This window comes from Sphingomonas panacisoli (assembly GCF_007859635.1).
In the GTDB taxonomy this organism is placed as follows: Bacteria; Pseudomonadota; Alphaproteobacteria; order Sphingomonadales; family Sphingomonadaceae; genus Sphingomonas; species Sphingomonas panacisoli.
In genome coordinates, this window is the sequence record NZ_CP042306.1 from 1,074,084 (window position 1) to 1,097,886 (window position 23,803).

Sequence of the window (23,803 nt, forward strand, 5' to 3'; positions counted from 1 at the left end):
CCAGCGGGCGAGCACAGCTCGTCCGTCTGACGGCGTGGCGTCTCGCGAAAACTCTTCCAATGTAGGATTTCGCCTGACATCGTTTCGCGATGTTCCGCCGCATCGCGCCCGTCCGAACTCGCCCGACGAATCGCTTCCTTCGAAACGTCGTCGCTAGTGTCAACTTGGTGTCAACTTAGGCCGTCAGACTTGTAGTCCGATCGCCTGTTGCGCCGCGCGCAAGGTCGGTGCGGCTAGGCTGCGAGCCTTTTCCGCGCCCCGCTCCAGCGCGCCCGCGACCGCTGCACGATCGTCGAGCAGGCGGGTGAGCCGGTTGCGGATCGGGCCGAGCTTGGCGACCGCGAGATCGGCCAGTGCCGGCTTGAACTGGCCGAACCCCTGGCCGCCGAACTGCGCGACCACGTCGGCGGGGGCGATGTCCGCCAGGGCGGCGTAGATCGTCACCAGGTTCTTCGCCTCCGGCCGGCCGTCCAGGCCCGCCACGTCGCTCGGCAGGACATCGGCGTCGGACTTGGCCTTCTTGATCTTCGACACGATGGTGTCGTCCGAATCGATGAGGTTAATCCGCGACAGGTCGGACGGGTCTGACTTGGACATCTTCGCCCCGCCGTCACGCAGACTCATGATCCGCGGCGCGGCCTTCGACACGAACGGCTCGGGCAGGGTGAACAGCTCGGTGCCGTAGTCGAGGTTGAACTTGGTGGCGATGTCGCGCGCCAGTTCGAGATGCTGTTTCTGGTCTTCGCCCACCGGCACATGCGTCGCCTGATAGAGCAGCACGTCCGCCGCCTGCAGCACCGGGTAATCGAACAACGCGACACTCGACCCTTCGCGGTTCTTGCCGGCCTTGTCCTTCCACTGCGTCATACGGTTGAGCCAGCCCATCCGCGCCGTACCGTTGAGCAACCACGCCAGTTCCGAATGCGCCGGCACGCGCGTCTGGTTGAACAGGATCGAGCGCTCGGGATCGATACCGCAGGCGAGCAAGGTCGCGGTCATCTCGACCGTCGCATTGGCCAGCTCGCTCGGCACGACCGGGAGCGAAATGGCGTGGAGGTCGGCGAGGAAGAACAGGCACACGTCGTCCGCGCCCATCGCGTCCTGCATGGCGACCCATTGCTTGATCGCGCCGAGGTAATTGCCGAGGTGCAGATTGCCGGTGGGCTGGATGCCGGAAACGACGCGCATCATGGTTCCTAGAGTTGTTCCTGGCCGGTCGGCTTGCCCGGGCGGCGGCGGCCGAGCAGTGCCTTCAGGTCGCTGAGCCGATACGCGCCGGTGACGAAACACGCCAGCGCATAGACCGCCCCGCCGCCTGCGACGAACGCGCCGAGCGCGAGCCCGCGGCGAACCAGGCTGCCGGTCAGGTACGGATCGACCAGCGGGGCGAGGGAACCACAGCGCCACGCCCATCAGGATCGCCGCGATCAGCAGGCGCGGGACGCGGCGGCGGAGGCGTTGGTCGGTAATGAAATGCCCGCGCTTGCGCAGCGTGAAGTACAGCATGGCGACGTTGACGCTCGACGAGATCGCGGTCGCCAGCGGCGGGCCCACATGGTGGATCAGCGGGATCAGGATCAGGTTGCCGACCAGGTTCACCGCCACCGAGATCATCGCATAGCGCACCGGCGTCTTGGTATCCTCGCGCGCGTAGAAGCCCGGGGTCAGCACCTTGACCAAGACGTACGAGGGTAGGCCGACCGAGAACCCGGCGAGCGCCCAGGCGCAGGCCGTCGTCGCCTGCGCGGTGAACGCGCCGTGCTGGAACAGCCCGCGGATGATCGGCTCCGCCCCGACGATGAAGGCGACCGTGGCTGGCAAAGTGAGGAACAGCGCGAGCTCGATGCCGCGATTCTGCGTATCCATCGCCTCGTCATGCTTGCCGGTCGACAGCAGCCGCGAGACGGTGGGCAGGAGGATCGTGCCGAGCCCGATCCCGATCATACCGAGCGGTAGCTGGTTCAGCCGGTCGGCATAGTAGATGTACGAAATCGACCCTTCGTCGAGCAGCCCACCGGCCAGCGCGGTCGAGATCGCCAGGTTCACCTGCACCGCCCCGGCGCCGATCGCTGCCGGGATGATCAGCTTGAGCAACTGGCGCATGTCATCGGTCATCACCGGCTTGCGCAGCTTCAGACTGACCCCCGCTTGCCGGCAGGCGAACATCAACCACAGCAGCTGCATCGCGCCGCCGACGGTGACCGAAATCGCCTGCACCCGCGCGGTCTCGTACGCGGCTTGCGGGCCGTGACCGTGGAAGAACCACAAGGCGCTGACCATCGCGATGTTGAGCAGGATGGGGGCCGCGGCGTTGACCCAGAACTTGTTGAGCGAATTGAGGATCCCGCCGAGCAAAGACGCCAGGCTGATCAGCGTCAGATAGGGGATCGTCCACCGCGACAGTTCGACCGCGAACGCGAACTGGCTGGGCGTCGGCGCCTGGCGCGTGAAGCCGCCCGACAGCGCGAAGGTCACCGGCCAGGCGGCGATCAGCATCGCGATGGTGAACACGGCAAGGATCGGCAGCAGCACCGCGAGCGCAGCCTCGGCGAACGCAACGCCCGCGCTCAACTCGCCCTTTTCGCCGACCTTGCGGTTGAACATCGGGATGAATGCCGCGGAGAACGCCCCCTCGGCGAACAAGGCGCGGAACATGTTCGGCAGGCGGAACGCGACGAAGAACGCGTCCGACGCGAAACTCGCGCCGACATAGGTCGCCTGCAGCGTATCGCGGACCAGCGCCAGGATACGGCTGGCGAGCGTCAGCCCGCCGACCGATCCCAGCGCCTTGGTCAGGTTCATCTAACGGTCCCTTGCGACCGGGAAAGCGTCAGGCGTTGCCCGCGGCGCCTTCGGTCGCGGCCTGCTCCTGAGCCTGGAGCTGCTGCAGATACAGCGAACCGAAATCGATCGGGTCGAGCGTCAGCGGCGGGAAGCCGCCGTCGCGGACCGCATCGGCCACCACGCGGCGGGCGAACGGGAACATCAGCCGCGGCGCTTCGCCGAGCAGGAACGGCTGGAGCTGATCGTCGGGCACGTTGCGCACGCCGAACAGCGCGGCAAAGGTCAGATCGACGATGAACGCGGTCATCTCTTCGGTCTTGGCCTTGACCTCGATCTTCAGCGTCGTTTCGTGAACGTCGTCGGCGACCTTGTTCACGCCGATGCCGAATTCGACCTCGATATTCGGCTGGTTCTGTTGCTGGAAGATCGCAGGCGCGCTCGGGCTCTCGAACGACAGATCCTTCACATATTGCGAAATCATGCCGATCGCCGGCAGATTGTCGGCACCGTTGGCGACGTTCGCGTCGGCGTTAACTTGATCGTCCATTTGCCGTGATACTTCCCTGTCAGAATTGGTGGAATCGCGCCCGCATGGTACGCGGCGCCGCGAAGTGCGCTGCGCGTAGCAGCCGCTTCGGGCGAGTTCAACGCCGGGTCGATGGACCCGGTATTTGAATCGTGCGTTTCTTGTGCCTATGTTGGACGCTGGTCAAGGTGGAGTTCCGGTGCTCGTCTATATCGTCATTCTCGCAATGGTTGCCGTCTTCTTGGGGCTGCGCCTCTATGCCGTCCTCGGCAAGCGGACCGGCCATGAGCAGGTGTTGCGCAACCCGGCGGACGATCGCCCGGCGCCACCCCTGACGATTCCGCGCGTGGTCGAGTCCGCGCCCGAAGTCCGCGACCAGGGTCCGCAAGCGATCGAGGCACGGGCACAATCGGGCCTGCGCGCGCTGATTTCCGCCGATCCGTCGTTCGACGTCGCCGGGTTCCTGGACGGCGCCAAGAATGCGTACCGGATGATCCTGGAGGCGTTCTGGAAGGGCGACACCGAAACGCTCGACTGGTTGACCGAAGACCATGTCCGCGACGCTTTCGGCGAAGCGATCAAGGCGCGCGGCGAAGCGGGCCATGTGCTGGAGAATCGCCTAGTCGCGATCGAGCGCGCGCTGATCACCGACGCGACGATCAGCGGCCGGACCGTGCGGATCACGGTTGCGTTCGATGCCGATATCGCCGCGGTGACGCGCGATGCCGAGGGAACGCTGATCGCGGGGTCGCTGACCGATGCCACGGTGACGCACGACGTCTGGACCTTCTCGCGCACGCTCAAGAGCGGCGATCCGAACTGGAAGCTCGCCGACACCGACGAGGCGTAAGCCGACTATTGTCTCATCCTCCGCGTACCGCCATTGAACGGCCGACGTAGCAGGGGGTCGGCGAGTGAATCTGTCTAAACTGGTTGCGGTAATCGCGCTGACGGTATTGCTGGCAGCCTGCAGCGGTCGGATCGTACCGCCGTCGTCGTCCACCGGTTCGATACCAGCACCGGTCCGCAAGCCCGTCGCCTCCACGCCGCTGCCGCCGATCACCAACAACAATGCGGTCGCCGCCGGCGCCAATGCGGCGGGAGCGGGGCTGATCGCCGGACCGGCGGTGTCTTCTCTCACCATCGACCGTGCGCGCGCCAGCAAGGCGCTGACGGCGTTCCGCCTCAGTTGCCGCGAACTGATGCGCCGCACCGATGTGTCCGGCCTGACTCGCGGCGTCGATTGGCAGCCGGCCTGCTCCGCCGCGCAAACGGCGAACGATGCGCAGACCTTCTTCGCCACCAACTTCGAAACCATTCAAGTCGGTGACGGCAAGGCGTTCGCGACCGGCTATTACATTCCCGAAATCCTGGGCTCGCGCTTGCGTCGCTCCGGGTATGAGGTGCCGATCTACGGCCGCCCGACCGATCTGATCGACGTCGATCTCGGCAAATTTTCCGACACGCTCAAGGGCAAGTCGATCCGCGGCCGGGTGGAGGGCAAGAATTTCGTCCCCTATTATGACCGCACGCAGATCGAGAGCGGCGCGATGACCAACGCGCCGATCATCGGTTACGCCGCCGATCCGGTCGCGTTGTTCTTCCTCCAGGTGCAGGGCTCGGGCGACGTGCGCCAGCCGGACGGATCGACGTTTCGGATCGGGTATGACAGCCAGAACGGCCGCGATTACACCGGCATTGGCAAGCTGATGAAGGATCGCGGGCTGATCCAGCGCGGGTCGATGCAGGACATCGTCGCGTGGCTGCGGGCTAATCCCGACCAGGGGCGCGACATTATGCGCGAGAACAAGTCCTATGTGTTCTTCCGCTTGCTCGACGGACCGCCGCTCGGCGCGCTGGGCTTGCCGGTGACCGGCGGTGTCACCGTGGCGGCCGACGCCAAGTTCATCCCGCTCGGCGCGCCGGTGTTCCTGTCGATGGACCGGGTCGATGCGAACGGATTGTGGATCGCGCAGGACACCGGCGGCGCGATCAAGGGGAGCAACCGCGTCGATACGTTCTGGGGCAGCGGGCGCGAGGCGGAAGCGATCGCGGGCGGCATGTCGGCGCGCGGGTCGGCGTTGCTGCTGGTGCCGGTTGGGACGCTCGCGCGGTTGCAGGGGGGCGCAAGTGGCGGGACGACGCCTCAGCGCTGACGAGGCGGCGCTATGGGCGCGGGTGATGGCGACGGTGACTCCCTTGCCCGGCGCGACGCCTGCCAAGCCGGTAGCGATCGAGAAGCCGGCCGTCGGTTCGGCAATATCGCGACCGGCGGCGGTAGCTGCAAAGCCTCGCCCAAGTGTTCCGCGGAAGATCGAGGCGCTCAAGAAGACGGCGCCCGGCACCACGCTCGACGGCGGCTGGGATCGCCGTCTCGCACGCGGGTCGGTCGAACCTGACGCAACGGTCGATCTGCACGGCCAAACGTTGAGCTCCGCCTATCGCATGCTCGACGCCGCGCTCGATCGATCGCGCGCCCGCGGCGACCGCGTCATCCTTCTCATCACCGGCAAGCCGCCGCGTCGCGAGAGCGAACGACCGCATGCGCGTGGCGCTATCCGCGCGGCAGTCGGCGATTGGCTCCACGCCTCGCGCCATGCGGAGGCGATCGCAGCGGTGCGGGGCGCAAGCCCGCGTCATGGCGGCACCGGCGCACTCTACATCGTGCTCAGACGGCCTCGAACAACACCGAAATTTTAACCCTTTCGGCCCTAAATCTCCGCAATTGGGCGCGTTTTGCGCGAAGCGGGGATCGTCGAGAGCGTAATGGAATCAGCATCGCTGAAAGGCCGGGCGATTACCTTCGCCATGTGCGCCGGCGCGGTGGTGTTCATCCTCGCCGTGCTCGCGACGTCGCATGGCACGCTCAGCTTCGACAATCTGAGCCGTGCGCTGGTACCGGCGATCGTCTGCGCGGTGTTTTCCTGGGCAGCGGCGGAGCGTGCGATCGGCACCACCGCGGCCGCGCTCGACGCGGCGATCGGGCGCATTGCGGAAGCGGCGCGCGGCGATCTCGAGGGACCCGTTCCACCTGAGGTCGGCGTGGTCGTGCCGCATCTGGCGCAAGCGATGGACGGCCTGTTCCAGCAAGTCGCCGCCAATCTCGACAGCGTGCATCGGCTCGCGATGTACGACCCCGTCACCAATCTGCCCAACCGCACCCACTTCCGTCGCGTCGCGGAACGGCAATTGTCGGAGATGCCCGCAGGCGACGTCGCGGCATTGCTGTTCATCGACCTCGACCGTTTCAAGGCGGTCAACGACACGATGGGTCATGCGACGGGCGACGTGCTGCTCGGCATGGTCGCCAACAGGCTGCGCGCGGTCGCCGACAGCGTGACGGCGGCGGGCGGGATCGCCAAGCCGCTGATAGGCCGACTGGCCGGCGACGAATTTACCATGCTGTTCCCGAAGCTCGACGATGCGCACCAGGCGGCGCGGATCGCGCGCGGCGTGCTCTATGCGCTGACCGAGCAGTTCGATCTGGCCGGCGCGGACGTCGAGATCGGCGCGTCGATCGGCATCGCCATGCGCCCGGCGCACGGCACCTCGCTCCACGACCTGATGTGCGCCGCCGACGCCGCGATGTATCATGCCAAGGCCGGCGGTCGCGGCCGGACCGAGCATTTCTCCGACGAACTCGCCGCGCAACTTACCGATCGCGCGCAACTCGAAGTCGATCTTCGCAGCGCGATCGAGCGCGGCCAGTTCGCCCTGGTGTATCAGCCGCAAATGTCGCTTACCGACGGTCGTATCGTCGCGGCCGAGGCGCTGCTGCGCTGGCACCACCCGACTCATGGCATCAAGCTGCCCGCCAGCTTCCTGCAACGTGCCGAGGAGACCGGGCTGATCGTCGAGATCGGCGACTGGGTCATTGCCGAGGTTGCGGGTACGATCCGGCGGTGGGCCGATGCGGGGATGGAGCAGCGGCTGGCGATCAACATCAGCCAGCGTCAGCTCGACCACGCGATGTTCTTCCGCCGTCTGCGCGACGCGATGCATGCGGCCGGCGCCCCCGCGCGCCTGCTCGAGCTGGAGATTACCGAGACGCTCGCGATGCATTGCAGCGGCGACGTGATCGAGGCGATGGCGGCACTGCGCGCGGACGGCGCCACCATCGCGATCGACGACTACGGCACCGGCAATTCGAGCGTCGCGCGACTGCGCACGCTGCCGATCGACCGCATCAAGCTCGATCAGACCCTAGTCGAGCACATCGCGACCAAGGTCGAGGCGCGCCAGATCGCACAGTCGATGATCGGCCTGATTCACGGCCTGGGCTGCGAAGCCGTCGCCGAGGGCATCGAAGCGGTCGATCAGGCCGAGATCCTCCGCGTGATCGGCTGCGACGTCGTCCAGGGCTTCGCCGTGGCGGAGCCGATGGACGAACAAACGCTCATCGCCTGGTCGCGCGGCGGCGACCAGAGCGAGGCGCTGGCCAGCTGAACCCTACGAAGCGAGTTTCCGCAGCACGTAGTGCAGGATGCCGCCGTTCAGGAAATATTCGAGCTCGTTGACGGTATCGATCCGGCAGCGCGTCAGGAACGTTTCCGTCAAGCCGTCGGCGCGGGTCAGTTCGACCTCGACGTCCTGACGCGGACGCAGCCCCCCGACGTTCTTGATCGTGAAGGTCTCGTCACCGGTCAGGCCGAGCGTCTGGCGCGTGACGCCATCGGCGAACTGCAGGGGCAGTACGCCCATGCCGACCAGGTTCGAACGGTGGATGCGCTCGAAGCTCTCGACGATCACCGCGCGCACGCCGAGCAGGTTGGTGCCCTTCGCCGCCCAGTCGCGTGACGATCCGGTGCCGTATTCCTTGCCCGCGACGATCACCATCGGGACGCCGGCCGCTTTGAACTTCATCGCCACGTCGTAGATCGGCATGACCTGGCCGTCGTAGCGCGACATGCCGCCCTCGACGCCGGGGACCATCTCGTTCTTGATGCGGATGTTGGCGAAGGTGCCGCGGACCATGACCTCATCGTTGCCACGCCGCGCGCCGTAGGAATTGAAGTCGGCGCGGCTGACCTGATGCTCCTGCAGGAACGTGCCGGCCGGACTGTCGGCCTTGATCGAGCCCGCGGGGCTGATGTGGTCGGTCGTGATGCTGTCGCCGAGGATCGCCAGCGGTCGCGCCTCGATGATGTCGCCTACCGGCGCGGGCGTCATCGTCATGCCCTCGAAATAGGGCGGGTTGTGGATGTAGGTCGATCCGGCACGCCAGGTGTAGGTGTCCGACCCTTCGATCTGGATCTCGCGCCACTTCGCGTCGCCCTGATAGACGGCGCCGTAGCGGCTTTCGAACATGCCGCGGTCGATGTTCGCGGCCATCGTGTCGGCGACTTCCTGGTTGGTCGGCCAGATGTCCTTCAGGAATACGTCATTGCCGTCCGAACCTTGGCCGATCGGCGTTTCGACCATGTCCTCGGTCACCGTGCCCTTCAGAGCGTAGGCTACGACGAGGGGAGGAGAAGCCAAGAAATTCGCCCGAACATCAGGGCTTACGCGGCCTTCGAAATTTCTGTTTCCGGAGAGCACCGAGGCGGCGACGAGGTCGTTTTCGTTGATTGCCGAGCTCAGTTCGGGCGCCAGCGGGCCGCTATTGCCAATGCAGGTCGTGCAGCCATAGCCGACCAAGTTGAAGCCGATCGCGTCCAAGTCCGCGGTCAGGCCGGCCTTGGTCAGATAATCGGTCACCACCTGCGACCCCGGCGCCAGCGAGGTCTTGACCCACGGCTTGGGCTTCAGGCCCTTCGCGTGCGCCTTGCGCGCGACCAGCCCCGCCGCGACCAGTACGCTGGGGTTGGAGGTGTTGGTGCAGCTGGTGATCGCCGCGATCACCACATCGCCGTCGCCGATGTCATGCGAACGACCCTCGACGCTCACCCGGTTTGGGCGGTCCTTGTGGTAAAGCTTTGAAAGGTCGCCGTTGAATACCTCGTCCACCTTGTTGAGGCTCACGCGGTCTTGCGGGCGTTTCGGGCCCGCCAGCGACGCGACGACTTCGCCCATGTCGAGCTCGAGCGTGTCGGTGAAGATTGGATCGGGCGCATCCGCGTGGCGCCAGAAACCCTGCGCCTTCGCATACGCCTCGGTCAGCGCGATCGTCGCCTCAGGCCGCCCCGTCAGCCGCATGTAATCGAGCGTCTTGTCGTCCACCGGGAAGAACCCGCACGTCGCGCCGTACTCAGGCGCCATGTTGGCGATCGTCGCGCGATCCGCCAGCGTCATGCTGTCCAGCCCCGGCCCGTAGAATTCCACGAACCGCCCGACGACACCCTTCTGCCGCAGCATCTGCGTCACGGTCAGCACCAGGTCGGTCGCGGTGATGCCCTCGTTCAGCGAGCCCGTCAGCTTGAACCCGACCACTTCGGGGATCAGCATCGACACCGGCTGGCCGAGCATCGCGGCCTCCGCCTCGATCCCGCCGACGCCCCAGCCGAGCACGCCCAGCCCATTGACCATCGTCGTATGGCTGTCCGTCCCGACCAACGTGTCCGGATACGCGATCGTCGCGCCACCCTTGGCCCGATCCCCGCTCTCGACCGACGACCACACCGCTTGGCCGATATATTCGAGGTTCACCTGGTGACAGATGCCCGTCCCCGGCGGCACCACCTGGAAATTGTCGAGCGCCTTCGACCCCCATTTCAGGAACTCGTAGCGCTCGAAATTGCGCGCATATTCCAGGTCGACGTTGTCGCTGAACGCCTTGGGCGTGCCGAATTCGTCGACCATCACCGAGTGATCGATGACGAGGTGGACGGGCACCAGCGGATTGATCTTCGCGGCATCGCCGCCCAGCTTCGTGATCGCGTCGCGCATCGCCGCCAGGTCGACCACGCAGGGCACGCCGGTGAAATCCTGCATCAGCACGCGCGCCGGGCGATACTGGATCTCGCGGTCGGGCGCGACCGGGTTTGCCTGCCAGTCGATCAGCGCCTGGACGTCCTCGGTCGTGACGGTCACCCCGTCCTCGAACCGCAACAGGTTCTCGAGCAGCACCTTCATCGAGAAGGGCAAGCGGGAAATGTCGCCGAGCTTGGCGGCCGCCTTGGCCAGGCTGAAATAATCGTAGGATTTGGCGCCGGCGGTGCCCCCATTGATCGTAAGCGTGTCGCGCGTGCCGAGCGAGTCCTGGCCAATGGCGGTCATGCGGGTCCTTTCCCCTGATGTGTGCCAGTCATGGGCGCGGCGGGGAGGCGAGGGCTGCGGCGCGAGGCCGGCCCCTCGCGCGGGCGCGCCCGGACGGGCGAATGCGAGAGTCGAGGGGGCCGATAGCAGGGGTAGGGGGAGGGGGGAAGGGTGGGGTTAGGCAGGCCAGTTACGCACGTTTGCACCTAAATCCTAATGTTACTAATAATCCCTTTTGCAAGCTCTATGGAGCTTTCGCCTTGGGATGTTTGCTCGGGTCTATGCATTCGCATAATGCGGATCTCATATGTCGCTAGCGTAACGGGGGACGGCGATGAGTACAGAGCAACGCGCTGCTTCTGCTCATCTAGCAGAAGCATAAGGCGACTATGGATTTCTTTTTCAATACGCATGGCTCTTCTGAGCGACCGGACGCTGCGCTGGCGATTATACGCAAGATATAGCAGCCAAATACCAAGAAGAATTGAAACGACTGCTCCTAATACCAGGAAAGTGATTGGAAAGTCGATCCAGGAATTTGGGTTTTTAAACTGGGCTGCTCGTCGATATGCGTCTGCCTGAAAAAAAGCCATTATTCCAACACCCATAGCTGCATAGGTGCCTAGTACGGAGAAGAGCATGGTTGAGCGATTTCGGTCAAAATCTTGCTGAAAAGAGTCTATTGTGGCCGTAGAATTCTGGGCCAGCTCCAGTAGTTCCTCGAATTCTTTTTGAACTCTTTCTGCTGTCTCTCGACGCCGTGGTGCATTTTCGATATCATCGCTCATGGGTGATTTTCCAAAATTTGAGCAATTCCTCGCATAAAATCAAGTAATAATCCGTTCTGTTCTTGCCTTTTCAAAGCAGATTGTGCTAATTCATTATTCCATGAAAAGTCGACCTCGTAAGCAGAGACTTGCATAATATATATTGATAAATTGTCTGCGCCAATTTCATTTTGAAAATTGCGTAAGGCCTGACTGAATGGACTGGATCCTGATGGATGGTAGTACGCGAGGGACTCGTTTCTACGGTCAGAAAAAAGATCAACTTTGTTGACCGCAACTACCAACCATTTTGGTCGAAAAGCTCTGTGAAAACTTCGGCGCAAATCATTCAATAGAATATCAAGTTGACGTAATTCGAACGCGAGGTTTGCCTCGCGTAGTTTCTCTATCGTATCCAAATCATCATCATTAATCCGCGCTAACGCGATGGCCGGGTCGCGAGGAGCTACGAAGCCCCAATCAACAACATGGATTACGCCTTCAAGCGAATCGCTAAATGTAAAGGCTTCAATCGCCCCTTCAGAGCGAAATCCGTCCTGCCCGGGTAGGACGCGCACAAGTTTGGCCCAAGTGCCGGCATCAAAGACTTCAGGTTCCACCGCGCGAGATTCTTGTGGAAGTTCAAACGCTAAGTCTCTCGCGCGTCCATGCATCTGAGCTGCTAAAACAGTTTTGCCCGCACCAGCATGCCCCGTCACCACAATCTGTGTGTCGCCACGATCCAAATAGACCTTCAACTTGGTCCAATAGCGTTGGATTAAGTGGCGATTATCATAGGCCTTTTTGCCGCCTCTGAGCAATGATGTGACAGTGGTCCATTCCATCGTGCCTAACTACTGCCCTTTGGCAGCGACCGTCTAGTGCCTCGGTCGGCCGAGGTTTGTCATCCCCCCTTTCCGCAAGGCCCCCGCCTTGTGCGCCGCCTTCTTCCCCTCGTCCGTCTCGACGATAAACTCGGGATTGTCCTTCGACGCGGCGACCTTGTGGTCCTTGATCCTGATCGGGCTGGTGATCTTCTTCACGACCTTGCCCGTGGCGGTGCCGCCGTGGCTCTGCCAGCTTACCTTGTCGCCGGGCTTCAGCGTCTTCGTCATCCTCGCCTCCATGGGGTGTGCAGGGGTAAGCGCAGGATCATCGCTCGCGGTTCCCGACGCGGAGTGAATCCGCGTCGTCGGTCGGCGCTGTGGCGCCGCCGGCCGGTCGCGGCTTGAGCCTCGATTTAGCGCCGCTAAATCCTAGGCCGCCGCGACCTTTTTTGCTGTCCTACAAGGGTTTGGATGAGATAACTGGGCCGCGCCTTTTTCACCCCAAGGAGCACCCCATGCCCGCAAAACGCCCCTACACGCAGTGGACGGCGGATACCGAGATCGCGTTCATCATGGCGCTCCGGTTCCACGGGCGCGCGACGCTGGCGGCGGCGGAGCTCGGGAAGACGCCGGCGGGGGCGTATCAGCGGCGGAAACGCTGTCCCGATTTCGCGGCGAAGTGGGAAGGGGCGCTCGACGAATGGCGCAAGCGCCACGCCGCCGAGAGCGCGCCGCCGGCGCCCGATGCCGGCGACTTGCCGATCGTCGAGCATTTCGACGGCTTCACCAAGGATCGCCGCCGCGCCTTCCTCCGCAAGCTGACCGAGACCGGCGATGTCGAGGAGGCGTGCCGCTATGTCCGCCTGACGCCGGCGGGCGCGTACAAGCTGCGGCGCGAGCATCCTTCGTTCCGAGCGGCGTGGGATAAGGCGCTGGGGCAGTCGGTGTCGACGCTCGAACAGGCGGCGATCGACCGCGCGGTGCACGGCGTCGAGGAGCCGGTGTGGCATGCCGGCAAGATCGTCGGCACGCGCGTGGTGCGGTCGGACTCGCTGCTCAAGACGATGCTCCAGCGCGGCGGCACGGCGATCCGCGTGCTGAAGACCAACAAGGAGCGGGTCGCGGCGGCGCAGGAAGCGGCCAAGGCGGCGGGCGGATCGTTCGTGTCGGGGACCGCGCGCTCGGACGAGGAAGTGTTCGACAGCATCACGTGGAAGTTCGAGCGGCTCGAGGCGAAGATGCGCGGGGACGATGTGGCGCAAGCGGTTCGCTGGCTGGCGGAGGGGAAGATACCGTGAGGGTCCCGGCGCGACGTGAGCCCGCGCCGCTATCTCTTTGTGAGTGCTTCGGGCTTGTGGGCGGCTTTTTTCCCCTCGTCGGTCTCCACGATGTACTCAGGATTGTCCTTCGACGCGGCGACCTTGTGAGACTTGATCTTGGTCGGGCTGGTGATCTTCTTCACGACCTTGCCCGTCGCGGTGCCGCCGTGGCTGTTCCAGCTCACCTTGTCGCCGGCCTTGAGCGTCTTCGTCATCCTCGCCTCCATGGGTGTGCGGGCTAAGCGCGGGAGGATTGCGCGCGGTTCCCGGCGCGGCGTGAATTCGCGGCGGCTGGTCGGTTTTGCCGTAATTGGTATTGCGCGCGGCCGCGCGGCGGAACATATGGCCGCTCCGGATCATTGCCTTGATCCAGATTGTAACCAGCGTAATCAGAGGACCGTTCGGGTGACCGAGCCTGATGATGCGGGGGGAACCGCGAACGCCCCCGCGCGCCTTATCGCATCGCGGCGCTGCTCCGCGACCGTTCGTCGAACAAGTTCAACGTCTTCCTGATCGACCTGTCGACCAGCGGTTTCCAGGCGGAGGCGCATCCGTCGCTCGATCCCGGCGCGATCGTGTGGCTGACCATCCCGGGGATGCAGGGGCTGGAGGCGACCGTGATGTGGCGCAAGCGCGCGGTGATCGGCTGCAGGTTCAACCAGCCGCTCCACCCCGCGGTGTTCGATCACCTGGTGGCGCGGCAGTAGCTCAGAACAGCGTGGTCAGCCCGTAGAACGCCGCGCCCACCGCGGCGCTGGCGGGGATGGTGATGACCCAAGCGATCACGACGTTCTGCGCGACGCCCCAGCGCACCGCGCTCGCGCGCTTCGCGACGCCCGCGCCGATCACGCTGCCGGTGATGGTATGCGTGGTCGATACCGGGATGCCGAGAAGGCTGGCGCCGAAGATCGTGATCGACCCGCCCGCCGAGGCGGCGAACCCCTGATGCTGCGACAACTTGGTGATGCGGCTGCCCATCGTCTCGATGATCTTCCACCCGCCCGACAGCGTGCCCAGGCCCATCGCGATGTAGCAGCTAAACGCGACCCAGTGCGGAATCTCGAACTTGCCGGACAGGTGCCCGGTCGAAAACAGCAGGACGGTGATGATCCCCATCGTCTTCTGCGCGTCGTTCAAGCCGTGGCTGAGCGAGAAGGCGGCGGAGGAGAACAGGTGCAGGACGCGGAAGCTGCGTTCGGACGTTTTGCTCGTGGCGCTCTTGAACAGCCAGCTGCTGATCAGCATGACCGCCATCGACACCGCCATCCCGATCAGCGGCGACAGCACGATGAACAGCAATGTCTTGTTGAGCCCGGTCCACTGGATCGCGCCGAACCCGGCATGCGCCACGCCCGCGCCGATCACCCCGCCGACCAGCGCATGGCTCGACGACGACGGGATGCCCTTCAGCCAAGTGACGACATTCCAGAACATCGCCCCGGCCAGCGCGCCGAACACGACGCTGGGCGTGATCAGATCCTTGTCGATCAACCCCTTGCCCATCGTTTCGGCGACCTTGTGCAGCCACGGAAAGGCGAGCGTCAGGAAATAAGCCGCGAAGTTGAACACGCCGGCGAACAACACCGCGTGGACCGGCTTGAGGAGCCGGGTCGATACGACCGTCGCGATCGAATTGGCGGCGTCGTGCAGGCCGTTCAGGAAATCGAACGCCAGCGCGACCAGGATCAGGCCGATCAGCAGGGGGAGGGCAAGCTCGTGCATCGGAAGGGTGCGCTATCGATCAGGCGTGATCGATGACGATGCCGTCGATCTCGTTCGCGACATCCTCGAACGCATCGACGATCCGCTCGAGATGCTTGAACACCTCGCGCGCGACGGCGAAGCGCATCGGATCCTTTGGGCCGTATTGCGTGAAGGCACGCTTGAGGCCCGCGCGGTGAATCTCGTCGGCATGGCTTTCCATGCGGACCAGCCGCTCGGTCAGTTCGTGGAGGCGGGCGCCGTTGCGGCCGACGTCGCGGAGCAGCGGCATCGCTTCGGCGGTCAGCCGCGCGGCATCGACGATGATCGCCGCCATGTCCTTCATTTCCTGGTCGAACACGCGCACATCGTAGACGTCCATCGCCTGGACGGCGGCCTGCATCTCGTCGATCGTATCGTCCATCGACCCGATCAGCGCGGTGATCGAACTGCGGTCGAACGGAGTCAGGAAGGTTTCGCGGACGGTCTTGAGCACCTGGCGCGTGATGTTGTCGGCGTCGTGCTCGCGCTCGATCACTTCCTGGATATGATCCGCGACGCTGCCTTCGTTCGCGACCAGCCGCGACAGTGCATCGGCGGCGCTGACGATGGTGACGGCATGCGCCTCGAACTGTTCGAAGAAATTGCCCTGCTTGGGCAACAGGCGCTGAAACCAGGCGAACATGGGACTGATCCTTGATTGGGTGGCGGCGATCACGCCGAGCCGCTTGGTCGCGGCCTTGAATTCGGTGGGGCCGAACGAACGGATGAGGTCGGCCAGGTCGGGTTCGTCGACCATTTCGGCGGCATCGTGCAACGGCACCCAGCGACGCTCGCGCTGGTCCTGTTCCTTCCAATGCTCGAGCTCGCGATTGACCGCGAGCGGGAAGACATCGACATCGACCATCAGCGACGCGCCGTTACGCTGGCGCTTGCGATAGCGATACGAGCCAAGCGGTGTCGGGCACACGAGGCCGCGTACGCCGGCTTCCTCATCGGCCTCCAGCGCGGCGGCGGCATGCGCCGCGATGCCGCTGGCGGGATTGCCCTTGGGCAACACCCAGCGCTTGTTCTCACGCGAGGTGATCAGCAGCACGCGTACCGGCGCGTCCACGCCGGCTCCGTCGGTGCGATAGGGCAAGGCGGCGATCTGGCGAATGAATTTGCTCCCGCGTGTGCCCCGAGCGAATCCCCCGATGGGGGCGGCACGCCCGAACGGCTCTATTGCGCCTTTGTGACACTCCTGTGAAACAAAGAAGATGCGCTGGTTGCTCGCCTTCCTGACCCTGTTCGTGGCTATCCCGGCTTTCGCCCAGGCGGTCCCCGAGTCGCCGGTCTGTCGCCGGGTCGCCGACGTCGCCACCGTCCGCATCGACCCGGATGCGGCCCTGCGCCTCGCCGACATCGGCCTAGACCGTGCCGGTATCTTCGCGCGCATGGTTGAGACGTCGATCCCCGAGACGATGGGCTGCTGGGCAATGCCGGCGGGCAATTTCGACAGCCAGCTAATCTCGGTCGGGATGGCGCAGTGGAATTTCGGGACGGGCAGCCTGCAGCCGGTGCTGACCGCGTGGCGCGGGCAGTTCCGGCACAAGCGCGACTTCAAACGAGCGCGCGACGCCTTGGCGCCAAGCTATGGCAAACTGCTATTTTCGAAGGACTGTCTGGCGGTGCCAGTTGCGGACAAGTGTCGCGCGGCGATCCTGGCGGCGGAGGACGAGAAGGGGCGGCTGACGCCCGTGCTCGCGGCAGAACTCACCGCGTTGTTCGAAAGCGACGCGATGCTGCAGGTGCAGACCGACACCTATATCGCCTTGCTCGACAAGGTGCGGCTCGACCTGCTCCGCGTCTTTCCAGCCGGCCCGATGACATTGCGCAAGGTGCGCTGGGCGATCGACACACGCGTGCAGCAGGGGTTCTTGCCGGGCGACGAGGACATCGCCCGGCTCCGTGCCAAGCTGGCGGCGATGCCCGAGGCGGAGCGTTGGCCGCGGCTGCGCGCGATCTTCGACTGGTATGGGGCGCTCGCACGGACGATCGACCAGGATGGCATTTCGCGCGACGCCGCATGGAACGTCGCGGCATGGAACTGCCTGATCGACGCCGGGCGCGTCGATGCCGAACAGTACGAGCTGATGAGCTTGACCTTCCTTCGCAGTCGCACCGCGATCGGCAATTCGGGGCGGTGGCAGGCGTTGGCGTTCGAACGCCGCGCCAAGATCGTGCTCGGCGTCGGCAGCGTGAGCGGTGTGCGCGACGGAGCGTGCCCCGCGGCTTAGATTCGCTTTAACCATCATGGTTTAGGGCAAAGCGGATGAAGGCTTTGTCCGATACGATCCGACGCTTCCGCCCGTCCTACATGATGCTCGGCATCGCCTTGCTGGCGATGTGCGTCGCGGCAGCGGCTGGCCTTGTTCGTCAGCGTGCGGAATCCGACATGTGGGTGCGGCATACCGTCGCGGTGAAGGGGCGGCTGGCGTCGGCACGGCTGTATCGTCTGCGCGCCGAACTGTGGCTGCGCGACTATGTCATGGTCGGCGACGCGGCAAACGTGGCGCGCTTTCGCGAGGAGCGGCGCGGGGCGGTCCGCGATCTCGCTGCGGTGGCGGCGATGACCCGCGACAATCCCAGCCAGCGCGCCAACATGGCCGCGGTGAACCGCCTGATCGCGGCGCACACCGCGGCAAGCGAGCAAGTCCTGGCGCTGGCCGCGGCCGGTCGATCCGATGAGGCGCGCCGCTGGTTCGCCGGCGCGGCCGAGCAGAATTACAACCGCGACATCCGCGCCGCGCTCGATCGCGTCAACGACGAGGAAACGCGGCTGCTCGACATCCGCGAGGCGAATTCGGGCAAACTGGAATTCCAGGCACGGATGGTCCTGATCGGCGGGGTAATCCTCATCCTCCTATTGGGTGCCGTCGTGTGGCGCGATCGCCGCCGCCAACTCGTGGCGCTGCGTGACGCCAATGACGAGCTTGCGAACGACATCGTGAAACGGCTCGAGGTCGAGGAGCAGTTGCGGCTGCTCGCGACCAACGCGACCGATGCCGTGTTCCGATTGGGGCTCGACGGGCGCTTCACCTATGCCTCCCCCCTCGACCCAACAGGTGTTCGGCGTCGATCCGGCCATGGTCGTCGGTCATCATCTGCTGTTCGGGGTCCATGACGACGAGCGCATGATGCTCAAGCAGACGCTCGACGCGATGGTCGAGGGGCATCTCGAGCGTACGCTCGTCACCTATCGCGCGGCGCGGCCCGACAGCGACGCGTGGCGCTGGGTCGAAGCGAGCGTGGCGCTGGTCCATGACGATGACGGCGCGCCGACGGAGATCATCTCCGCGGTCCGCGATATTTCGAAGCGCAAGGCGCTGGAGATCGAACTCGCCGCCGCACGCGAGCGCGCCGAAGGGGGCGGCGAAGGCGAAGTCGCAATTCCTCGCCAATATGAGCCACGAGATCCGCACCCCGATGAACGGCGTGCTGGGCTTTGCCGACCTGCTGCTCGCCGGCGACCTCGCGCCCGATCAGCGCCGCCAGGCTGAGCTGATCGCCGAATCGGGCAAGGCGATGATGCGGTTGCTCAACGACATTCTCGACCTGTCGAAGGTCGATGCCGGCCAGATGCAGGTCGCCAACGAAGCGTTCGACCTGCATCACGCGCTGCACAGCTGCGCGCGGCTGATTTCGCCGGCGCTGGCGCAGAAGAGCTTGCCGCTCCTGGTCGAGATCGCCGACGACGTGCCGCGCACGGTGTGCAGCGACGGGCTGCGGCTGCGACAGATCGTGCTCAACCTGCTCGGCAATGCGGCGAAGTTCACGCTCAACGGATCGGTGACGCTGCGGGCGTCGCGCGGCGCGGGCGAGACGCTGGCGATCGACGTGATCGACACCGGGATCGGCATCGCGCCCGATCGCCAGGGTGCGGTGTTCGACGCGTTCGTGCAAGAGGACGTCGGGACCGCGGGCAAATTCGGCGGCACCGGGCTGGGCCTGTCGATCAGCGCGCGGCTGGCGCAGTTGATGGGCGGCAAGCTGTCGCTGGACAGTGCGCCAGGCCGGGGCAGCCGCTTCACGCTGACCTTGCCGCTGGTCGTCGGCGGCTGCGATTGGGAGCCGCGACCCGCGCGCCAGCCGCAGCCGCGCGCGCCGATCGGCCAGACCGCGCGCCGCGTGTTGGTCGCCGAGGATCACGACATCAACCAACAACTGATGACGAGCATGCTTACGCAGCTCGGCTGCTCGGTAGAGATCGCCGACAACGGCGCGATCGCGGTGGATATGGTCGAGAAGGCGCGCGCTGCGGGCGATCCGTACGACTTGGTCTTGATGGACATTCAGATGCCCGAACTCGACGGGCCTGGTGCGGCACGCCGGATCCGCACCGCCGGGGTTACGCCCAGCGAACTGCCGATCGTCGCGCTGACCGCCAATGCCTATGCCGACGATGTCGCGGCGTCGCTGGCCGCGGGGATGCAGGCGCACATCGCCAAGCCGGTGACGCTGGCGCAGCTAAGCGACGCGCTGCAGCGCTGGGGCGCCGTGCGCAGCGGACCGGTGCCGGCACTGCCCCCGGCGCCCGCGGCTCCGGCCAAGGTGCCGGTCAGCGAGAATTACCGTCGCCGCCGCACCGAAACGCTCGAAGCGGTCGATGCGTTCGTCCGGCGCGGCGAATTCGGGGAGCAGGAACTGGCGAGCGTCGCCGACCTGTTGCACAAGCTGGCGGGTACCGCGGGCATGTTCGGCGAGGGCGAACTCGGCGATCGCGCGCGGGAGATGGAACACGGGCTGGCGAACTGGCCGGCCGACGAACGCACGGCGCGGATCATCGCCGCCGCCGACGCGTTGCGTGATGCGGCGTAGGGAAGGACGGACCTGTGGCACGAATTATCCTGGCCGATGACGACGAGATCGTCGCCGAACTGGTCACCGATGCCTTCATGGCGGCGGGCCACGCGGTCGGCTGGCTGAAGGACGGCCGGCAAGCGCTGGACCTGATCAAGCGCCGCCCGCCCGACCTCGCGATCCTCGACTGCAACATGCCCGAAATGTCCGGGATCATGGTGCTGCGCGAACTCCGCCAGTCGGAGACGTTGTTCAACCTGCCGATCATGATGCTGACCGGGCGCCAGAGCGAGTCCGACGAACAGATCCTGCGCTACGAAGGCGCGAACGATTACATGCGCAAGCCGTTCGATCCGGTCGCGCTGGTGGGACGTGCCGAGGCGCTGATCGCCGGCGAGCGGAAATGGGATTGATCCTCTAAGTTCCCCTCCCTTCCAGGGAGGGGCTGGGGGTGGGTCGAGGCTTGGCGATACGCTGGCCGACCGCTCAGCGTGTCCGCATCGCGATACGTCCACCCACCCCTAACCCCTCCCTGGAAGGGAGGGGAACTCGCTATTCCCGTCGATTCAACGCCACGGCAGCCTTGATCAGCGCCTTCAACGCCGCCTCATCGACCGTGTCGCCCTCGTGAAAATCGATCGCCCGGCGGACGTTGCCGTCGAGGCTGGAATTGAACAGCTTCTTGGGATCGTCGAGCTTCGCGCCCTTGGCGAACGTCATCTTGACCGCCGCCTTGTAGGTCTCGCCGGTGCAGATCATACCGTCGCGATACCAGGTCGGCACCCCGCGCCATTTCCACTCCTCGACGACGTCGGGCACCGCATCCTTGATGATGCCGCGCACTTTCGCGAGGATGTCGCCGCGCCAGTCGCCAAGGTCGGCGATGCGCTGGTCGATCAGCTCCGAAGGCGTCTTGTCGGTCACGCGCGCGCTCCTTTGCGAGTGTAGGGCAAGGCGAACAGGTACAGCCCGCTTGCCAGCATCAGGAACAAAGGCGGCAGCGGCGAATAGGTGATCCAGGCCGGTACCGGCCCCAGCGCCATCGCGACGAAATTGGCGATCACCGCCGCGGTGAAGACCATCGACAGCCAACGATGGCTTTGTCGCATCCACATGCTGAAGCTCATTCCATCCTCCCGAGCAATGCATCCAGTTTGTCGAAATTCTGCTGCCAGCCATACTTGGCGCCGCCCGACGCGCGCGGTTGGTCGGGGCGGAAGCCGGCCTGTTCCATCCGCAACAACGTGCCCCCCGGGGTAGGCGTCAGCGTGAAGGTGACGGTGCTGCGCAAATCGAACTGTGGGTCGTCGTGCGCATAGTTCCAGGTATAGGCGAGCGTCTCCTCGGGCTCGATCTCCAGCACCTCGCAATCGAGCGTGCCGCCCCATTCGCCGCTGAGGTTGAACTTGTGGCCCACGGCAGGTGCGAAGTCGTTCTTCATCAGCCAGTCGGCGATCAAATGCGGCTGGGTCAGCGCACGCCAGAGCTTGCCCGGCGGGTGCGGAAATTCACGCTCGACCGTGACGGAGCGGGTTTCGGTCATTGATCCATCCTCTTGAGCAGATCTTCCAGATCGTCGAACTTGCTTTCCCAGAACCCCGCCATCTGGCTGGTCCAGTCGATCAGCGGGGCAAGTGCCGCGGCGCGCGCGCTGTAATGCGTCTGACGACCCGCCTGGCGGTCGCGCACGAGCCCGGCGTCGCGGAGCACGTGGAGATGCTTGGACACCGCCGGCTGCGACACCCCGGCCTGCGCGGTGAGCGCGCCGACGGTCTGCTCGCCCTCGCGGCACAGCCGCTCGAACAGCGCCCGCCGCGTCGGATCCGCGAGGGTGCGGAAGAGCGTGTCTTGGGTTGGCAGCGAATCCATAACCGATGGGTTATCGATTAAATCTATAACCGTCAAGTTATGAATCACTCTCGGATGTCAAATCATCCGGCAGAACGGCGGCGGCGATGCCTCGCTGCAGATGTCGGGCCTGACGCGCATCGTCTTCCAATATTTGATGAGGCCGAGTTGCGTGGCCACCGCTGGGAATCCAGGATCGCTCAAGGTTCCGCGCATCTCGGGATACCAGAATATCGACGGGCCGGTGAAATCGTCGTCCGCCAATCGGGCCGCGATCAGGAAAGCTTCGTGCGTGGCGCCCAGTTTTGCGAGCAACCGTACGACGCCTTCGTTCTGCTGGTCCGGGGGCAGCGCGAGCAGGGCTTTCACGGCCTGCGCCTTCTCACCAGCATCTTGCGACGCCGTCGTGCGATATCCCTGCAGTAAAGCAGCGCGCAATTCTGCTGATATCGGCAATTTGGCATCGGACAGTAGGGCGACGCCGTCCAATTGGGTTGCTTTGTCCGCCGCGAGCCGAGTGGCGAATGCGGCGTTCGGCGCCAGGTCGATCGCCGCGTCGTAATAGGTTTTTGCCTCATCGGGCTTGCCGGCGACGACCAGCGCATCGGCCAGCGTCAGGGGAGTGTAGACGTAGAGGGCGAGCATGTCGTCGGCCTGATGCAATTCCTCCAGCCCTTCGGCGATCCGGCCGACCTTCACCAACATCCAGCCATATTGGTGATGCTCGCACCCGCAGTCGAGCCGCCGGGCGGCGATGGCGCGTTTGTAGAGGTTTTCGCGGCCAATCCAGTCGCGCCGATCGGTCAGCACGGCCTTGATGTAGAGCGCCTCGCTGTTCCTGGCGTCGATCGCGACCGCGCGATCGGCGGCTTGGCGGCCCGTCGCGCGCGCCTGATCGGCGAGCGCCGGCGTGTCCGCGGTCAGCGCGACCTTCCACATCGCGCCGGCGATCGCCGCCCAGCCCCAAGAAAAATCCGGGACCGCGGCAACGACGCGCTGCGCAGGGACGAGCGCCTTGCGCCCCTCCTGCAGATTGGGGTCCCAATGCCCCTGGCAGAACTGCATATAGTCCCGCAGGACCTCGTCGGGCAGTGGCTTGTAGTAAGTTGAGGCACCGAACAGGCCGCAGCGGACGACGTTTCCGGCATCGACGGCGATGTGACGCGGGACCCTCGCGACCTCGTTGCCGTCATAGTTGAAATTGTCGGTCCATAGCGTCTCGCCCGAACGCTCGTTGGTCAGACGCGTAATGACGCGGATCGCGTTACCGTCGCGCTGGATCGTGCCGCCCAAGGCATAGGCAGGCGCCGTGCCGGTCGCCGGAGCCGACGCCGTGGATACGCCGACCACGCCGTCGGCGTTGAACGCCGCCGTGATCTCGGCATCCACCGTATCGCGAAGTGTGGGTGGCAAGTCGGTGGACAGCAGCTTGAACCCGCTCAGGCGGACGGTCATGCTGTGCGCTGCCGCCGCCGTTGGCCGGAGGTACCACCAGGCGCCGCCGGCGATCAACGCAATGAGCAAGCAGCCGGCGGCCGCCATCGCGATCGGCCGGGAGAATAACGAGCGGTGGCGGACGGGTCCGGCAGCGATCGGGGAAGCGGGCTCTGTCCCTGATAGCTGCCCAACGCGACCGACCAGCGCGTCGATCGACGTGTCCCAACCGTCGAACGCGTCGATCCATTGGCGCGTCGACAGTTCGTAGGCGAAGGCGTCGCTCGGCTCGACGTCCTCGATCCGGAGCGCCATGACCGGGGTCCGGTAGCGACTGGCGAGCGACAGTTCCTTCTTGATCTCGTCGCTGTTGTTGGCGGCGCCGGAAAAAACGAGGATCATCGCCCGGGCATCCCGGATCGAATGGACGATCGCTTCCTGATAATTCTCGCCCGGCGCGACGTCGCGGCACGATATCCAGCAGGCGGCGCCGCGATCCTCGATCGCCTTGCACACCGCCAGCGCCTGTTTGCGATCGGCGGTCGCGTAGCTGACGAACACCGGGCGCGACGCCCGATGATCCTGATCGCTGGCTGATACCGGTTCCTTCACGGCCTGCCC

25 protein-coding genes and 1 pseudogene are annotated in these 23,803 nt (G+C 65.0%); 11 read left to right on the top strand and 15 right to left on the bottom strand.

Translation table 11 applies throughout. From position 1 onward, the window contains the following. Window positions 1-183: 183 nt before the first annotated feature. The 3 genes and pseudogenes from trpS to secB form a co-directional block, all read right to left on the bottom strand. Window positions 184-1,188 (bottom strand): tryptophan--tRNA ligase, encoded by a 1,005-nt coding sequence (gene trpS, locus FPZ24_RS05405; RefSeq protein WP_146570069.1) that lies wholly within the window; start codon window positions 1,186-1,188, stop codon window positions 184-186. 8 nt (window positions 1,189-1,196) lie between these two features. Then, window positions 1,197-2,802 (bottom strand): annotated as a pseudogene (gene murJ / locus FPZ24_RS05410) (murein biosynthesis integral membrane protein MurJ). A gap of 28 nt (window positions 2,803-2,830) precedes the next feature. Beyond that, window positions 2,831-3,331, bottom strand: coding sequence for a protein-export chaperone SecB (gene secB, locus FPZ24_RS05415; RefSeq protein ID WP_146570070.1), 501 nt, complete (start codon window positions 3,329-3,331; stop codon window positions 2,831-2,833). A 148-nt stretch (window positions 3,332-3,479) separates the two neighbouring features. On the opposite strand from secB, the gene FPZ24_RS05420 reads away from it, so the two are divergent. The 4 genes from FPZ24_RS05420 to FPZ24_RS05435 all read left to right on the top strand — a co-directional run bounded on the left by FPZ24_RS05420 (window position 3,480) and on the right by FPZ24_RS05435 (window position 7,756). After that, entirely contained in the window at window positions 3,480-4,160 is a 681-nt protein-coding gene (locus tag FPZ24_RS05420; RefSeq protein ID WP_146570071.1) for a Tim44/TimA family putative adaptor protein, read from the top strand. A 64-nt stretch (window positions 4,161-4,224) separates the two neighbouring features. Then, window positions 4,225-5,466: a murein transglycosylase A gene (gene mltA, locus FPZ24_RS05425; RefSeq protein ID WP_146570072.1), complete on the top strand. Its 1,242-nt coding sequence runs from the start codon at window positions 4,225-4,227 to the stop codon at window positions 5,464-5,466. Beyond that, a complete protein-coding gene (locus FPZ24_RS05430; protein WP_240047631.1) occupies window positions 5,441-6,010 on the top strand; it encodes a Smr/MutS family protein in 570 nt (189 codons plus the stop codon). The genes mltA and FPZ24_RS05430 overlap by 26 nt, the downstream gene beginning before the upstream one ends. A gap of 66 nt (window positions 6,011-6,076) precedes the next feature. Then, the gene (locus FPZ24_RS05435; RefSeq protein WP_146570073.1) at window positions 6,077-7,756 is read left to right on the top strand and encodes a putative bifunctional diguanylate cyclase/phosphodiesterase; all 1,680 of its coding nucleotides are present in this window, start codon (window positions 6,077-6,079) and stop codon (window positions 7,754-7,756) included. 3 nt (window positions 7,757-7,759) lie between these two features. Here the strand turns inward: FPZ24_RS05435 and acnA are convergent, their stop codons facing one another. From acnA to FPZ24_RS05455, 4 genes are all read right to left on the bottom strand, one after another. Next, complete coding sequence (gene acnA / locus FPZ24_RS05440) at window positions 7,760-10,465, bottom strand: aconitate hydratase AcnA (RefSeq protein WP_146570074.1); 2,706 nt, start codon at window positions 10,463-10,465, stop codon at window positions 7,760-7,762. Between the two features lie 185 nt (window positions 10,466-10,650). Further along, window positions 10,651-11,232, bottom strand: a complete 582-nt coding sequence (locus tag FPZ24_RS05445) for a hypothetical protein (RefSeq protein WP_146570075.1) — start codon at window positions 11,230-11,232, stop codon at window positions 10,651-10,653. After that, complete coding sequence (locus FPZ24_RS05450) at window positions 11,229-12,056, bottom strand: hypothetical protein (RefSeq protein WP_146570076.1); 828 nt, start codon at window positions 12,054-12,056, stop codon at window positions 11,229-11,231. The genes FPZ24_RS05445 and FPZ24_RS05450 overlap by 4 nt, the downstream gene beginning before the upstream one ends. 33 nt (window positions 12,057-12,089) lie before the next feature. Beyond that, window positions 12,090-12,326, bottom strand: coding sequence for a hypervirulence associated TUDOR domain-containing protein (locus FPZ24_RS05455; RefSeq protein WP_186729084.1), 237 nt, complete (start codon window positions 12,324-12,326; stop codon window positions 12,090-12,092). A 227-nt stretch (window positions 12,327-12,553) separates the two neighbouring features. Here FPZ24_RS05455 and FPZ24_RS05460 point away from each other — a divergent pair, with 227 nt between their 5' ends. After that, a complete protein-coding gene (locus FPZ24_RS05460; RefSeq protein ID WP_146570078.1) occupies window positions 12,554-13,336 on the top strand; it encodes a hypothetical protein in 783 nt (260 codons plus the stop codon). A 29-nt stretch (window positions 13,337-13,365) separates the two neighbouring features. Here FPZ24_RS05460 and FPZ24_RS05465 read toward each other — a convergent pair whose 3' ends face one another. Beyond that, window positions 13,366-13,572 (bottom strand): hypervirulence associated TUDOR domain-containing protein, encoded by a 207-nt coding sequence (locus tag FPZ24_RS05465; protein WP_146570079.1) that lies wholly within the window; start codon window positions 13,570-13,572, stop codon window positions 13,366-13,368. A 255-nt stretch (window positions 13,573-13,827) separates the two neighbouring features. Here FPZ24_RS05465 and FPZ24_RS05470 point away from each other — a divergent pair, with 255 nt between their 5' ends. Beyond that, complete coding sequence (locus FPZ24_RS05470) at window positions 13,828-14,064, top strand: PilZ domain-containing protein (RefSeq protein WP_240047686.1); 237 nt, start codon at window positions 13,828-13,830, stop codon at window positions 14,062-14,064. Window position 14,065: 1 nt separating this feature from the next. Here FPZ24_RS05470 and FPZ24_RS05475 read toward each other — a convergent pair whose 3' ends face one another. Then, window positions 14,066-15,079, bottom strand: coding sequence for an inorganic phosphate transporter (locus tag FPZ24_RS05475; RefSeq protein WP_146570081.1), 1,014 nt, complete (start codon window positions 15,077-15,079; stop codon window positions 14,066-14,068). Between the two features lie 19 nt (window positions 15,080-15,098). Continuing rightward, a complete protein-coding gene (locus FPZ24_RS05480; protein WP_240047632.1) occupies window positions 15,099-16,172 on the bottom strand; it encodes a DUF47 family protein in 1,074 nt (357 codons plus the stop codon). Between the two features lie 145 nt (window positions 16,173-16,317). Here FPZ24_RS05480 and FPZ24_RS05485 point away from each other — a divergent pair, with 145 nt between their 5' ends. The 5 genes from FPZ24_RS05485 to FPZ24_RS05505 are packed head-to-tail and all read left to right on the top strand — an operon-like array spanning window position 16,318 to window position 20,313. Further along, window positions 16,318-17,337, top strand: coding sequence for a hypothetical protein (locus tag FPZ24_RS05485; protein ID WP_186729248.1), 1,020 nt, complete (start codon window positions 16,318-16,320; stop codon window positions 17,335-17,337). Between the two features lie 35 nt (window positions 17,338-17,372). Next, window positions 17,373-18,224 carry a CHASE3 domain-containing protein gene (locus FPZ24_RS05490; RefSeq protein ID WP_146570084.1) on the top strand — a complete coding sequence of 284 codons (852 nt, stop codon included), beginning with the start codon at window positions 17,373-17,375 and terminating at the stop codon, window positions 18,222-18,224. Further along, on the top strand, window positions 18,187-18,600 hold the full coding sequence (locus tag FPZ24_RS05495) for a PAS domain S-box protein (RefSeq protein WP_186729086.1): 414 nt from the start codon (window positions 18,187-18,189) through the stop codon (window positions 18,598-18,600). The genes FPZ24_RS05490 and FPZ24_RS05495 overlap by 38 nt, the downstream gene beginning before the upstream one ends. After that, the gene (locus FPZ24_RS05500) at window positions 18,503-19,918 is read left to right on the top strand and encodes an ATP-binding protein (protein WP_186729088.1); all 1,416 of its coding nucleotides are present in this window, start codon (window positions 18,503-18,505) and stop codon (window positions 19,916-19,918) included. The genes FPZ24_RS05495 and FPZ24_RS05500 overlap by 98 nt, the downstream gene beginning before the upstream one ends. Window positions 19,919-19,932: 14 nt before the next feature. Next, on the top strand, window positions 19,933-20,313 hold the full coding sequence (locus tag FPZ24_RS05505; protein ID WP_146570087.1) for a response regulator transcription factor: 381 nt from the start codon (window positions 19,933-19,935) through the stop codon (window positions 20,311-20,313). A gap of 139 nt (window positions 20,314-20,452) precedes the next feature. Here the strand turns inward: FPZ24_RS05505 and FPZ24_RS17310 are convergent, their stop codons facing one another. The 5 genes from FPZ24_RS17310 to FPZ24_RS05525 are packed head-to-tail and all read right to left on the bottom strand — an operon-like array spanning window position 20,453 to window position 23,794. After that, window positions 20,453-20,824: a DUF1801 domain-containing protein gene (locus FPZ24_RS17310; RefSeq protein WP_205012868.1), complete on the bottom strand. Its 372-nt coding sequence runs from the start codon at window positions 20,822-20,824 to the stop codon at window positions 20,453-20,455. After that, complete coding sequence (locus FPZ24_RS17315) at window positions 20,821-21,027, bottom strand: hypothetical protein (RefSeq protein ID WP_205012869.1); 207 nt, start codon at window positions 21,025-21,027, stop codon at window positions 20,821-20,823. The genes FPZ24_RS17310 and FPZ24_RS17315 overlap by 4 nt, the downstream gene beginning before the upstream one ends. Beyond that, window positions 21,024-21,443: an SRPBCC family protein gene (locus FPZ24_RS05515; protein ID WP_146570088.1), complete on the bottom strand. Its 420-nt coding sequence runs from the start codon at window positions 21,441-21,443 to the stop codon at window positions 21,024-21,026. Before FPZ24_RS05515 ends, FPZ24_RS17315 begins: the two co-directional genes overlap by 4 nt. Continuing rightward, window positions 21,440-21,769 carry an ArsR/SmtB family transcription factor gene (locus FPZ24_RS05520; RefSeq protein WP_146570089.1) on the bottom strand — a complete coding sequence of 110 codons (330 nt, stop codon included), beginning with the start codon at window positions 21,767-21,769 and terminating at the stop codon, window positions 21,440-21,442. The genes FPZ24_RS05515 and FPZ24_RS05520 overlap by 4 nt, the downstream gene beginning before the upstream one ends. Window positions 21,770-21,826: 57 nt before the next feature. Further along, the gene (locus FPZ24_RS05525; RefSeq protein WP_146570090.1) at window positions 21,827-23,794 is read right to left on the bottom strand and encodes a toll/interleukin-1 receptor domain-containing protein; all 1,968 of its coding nucleotides are present in this window, start codon (window positions 23,792-23,794) and stop codon (window positions 21,827-21,829) included. Window positions 23,795-23,803 lie beyond the last annotated feature (9 nt).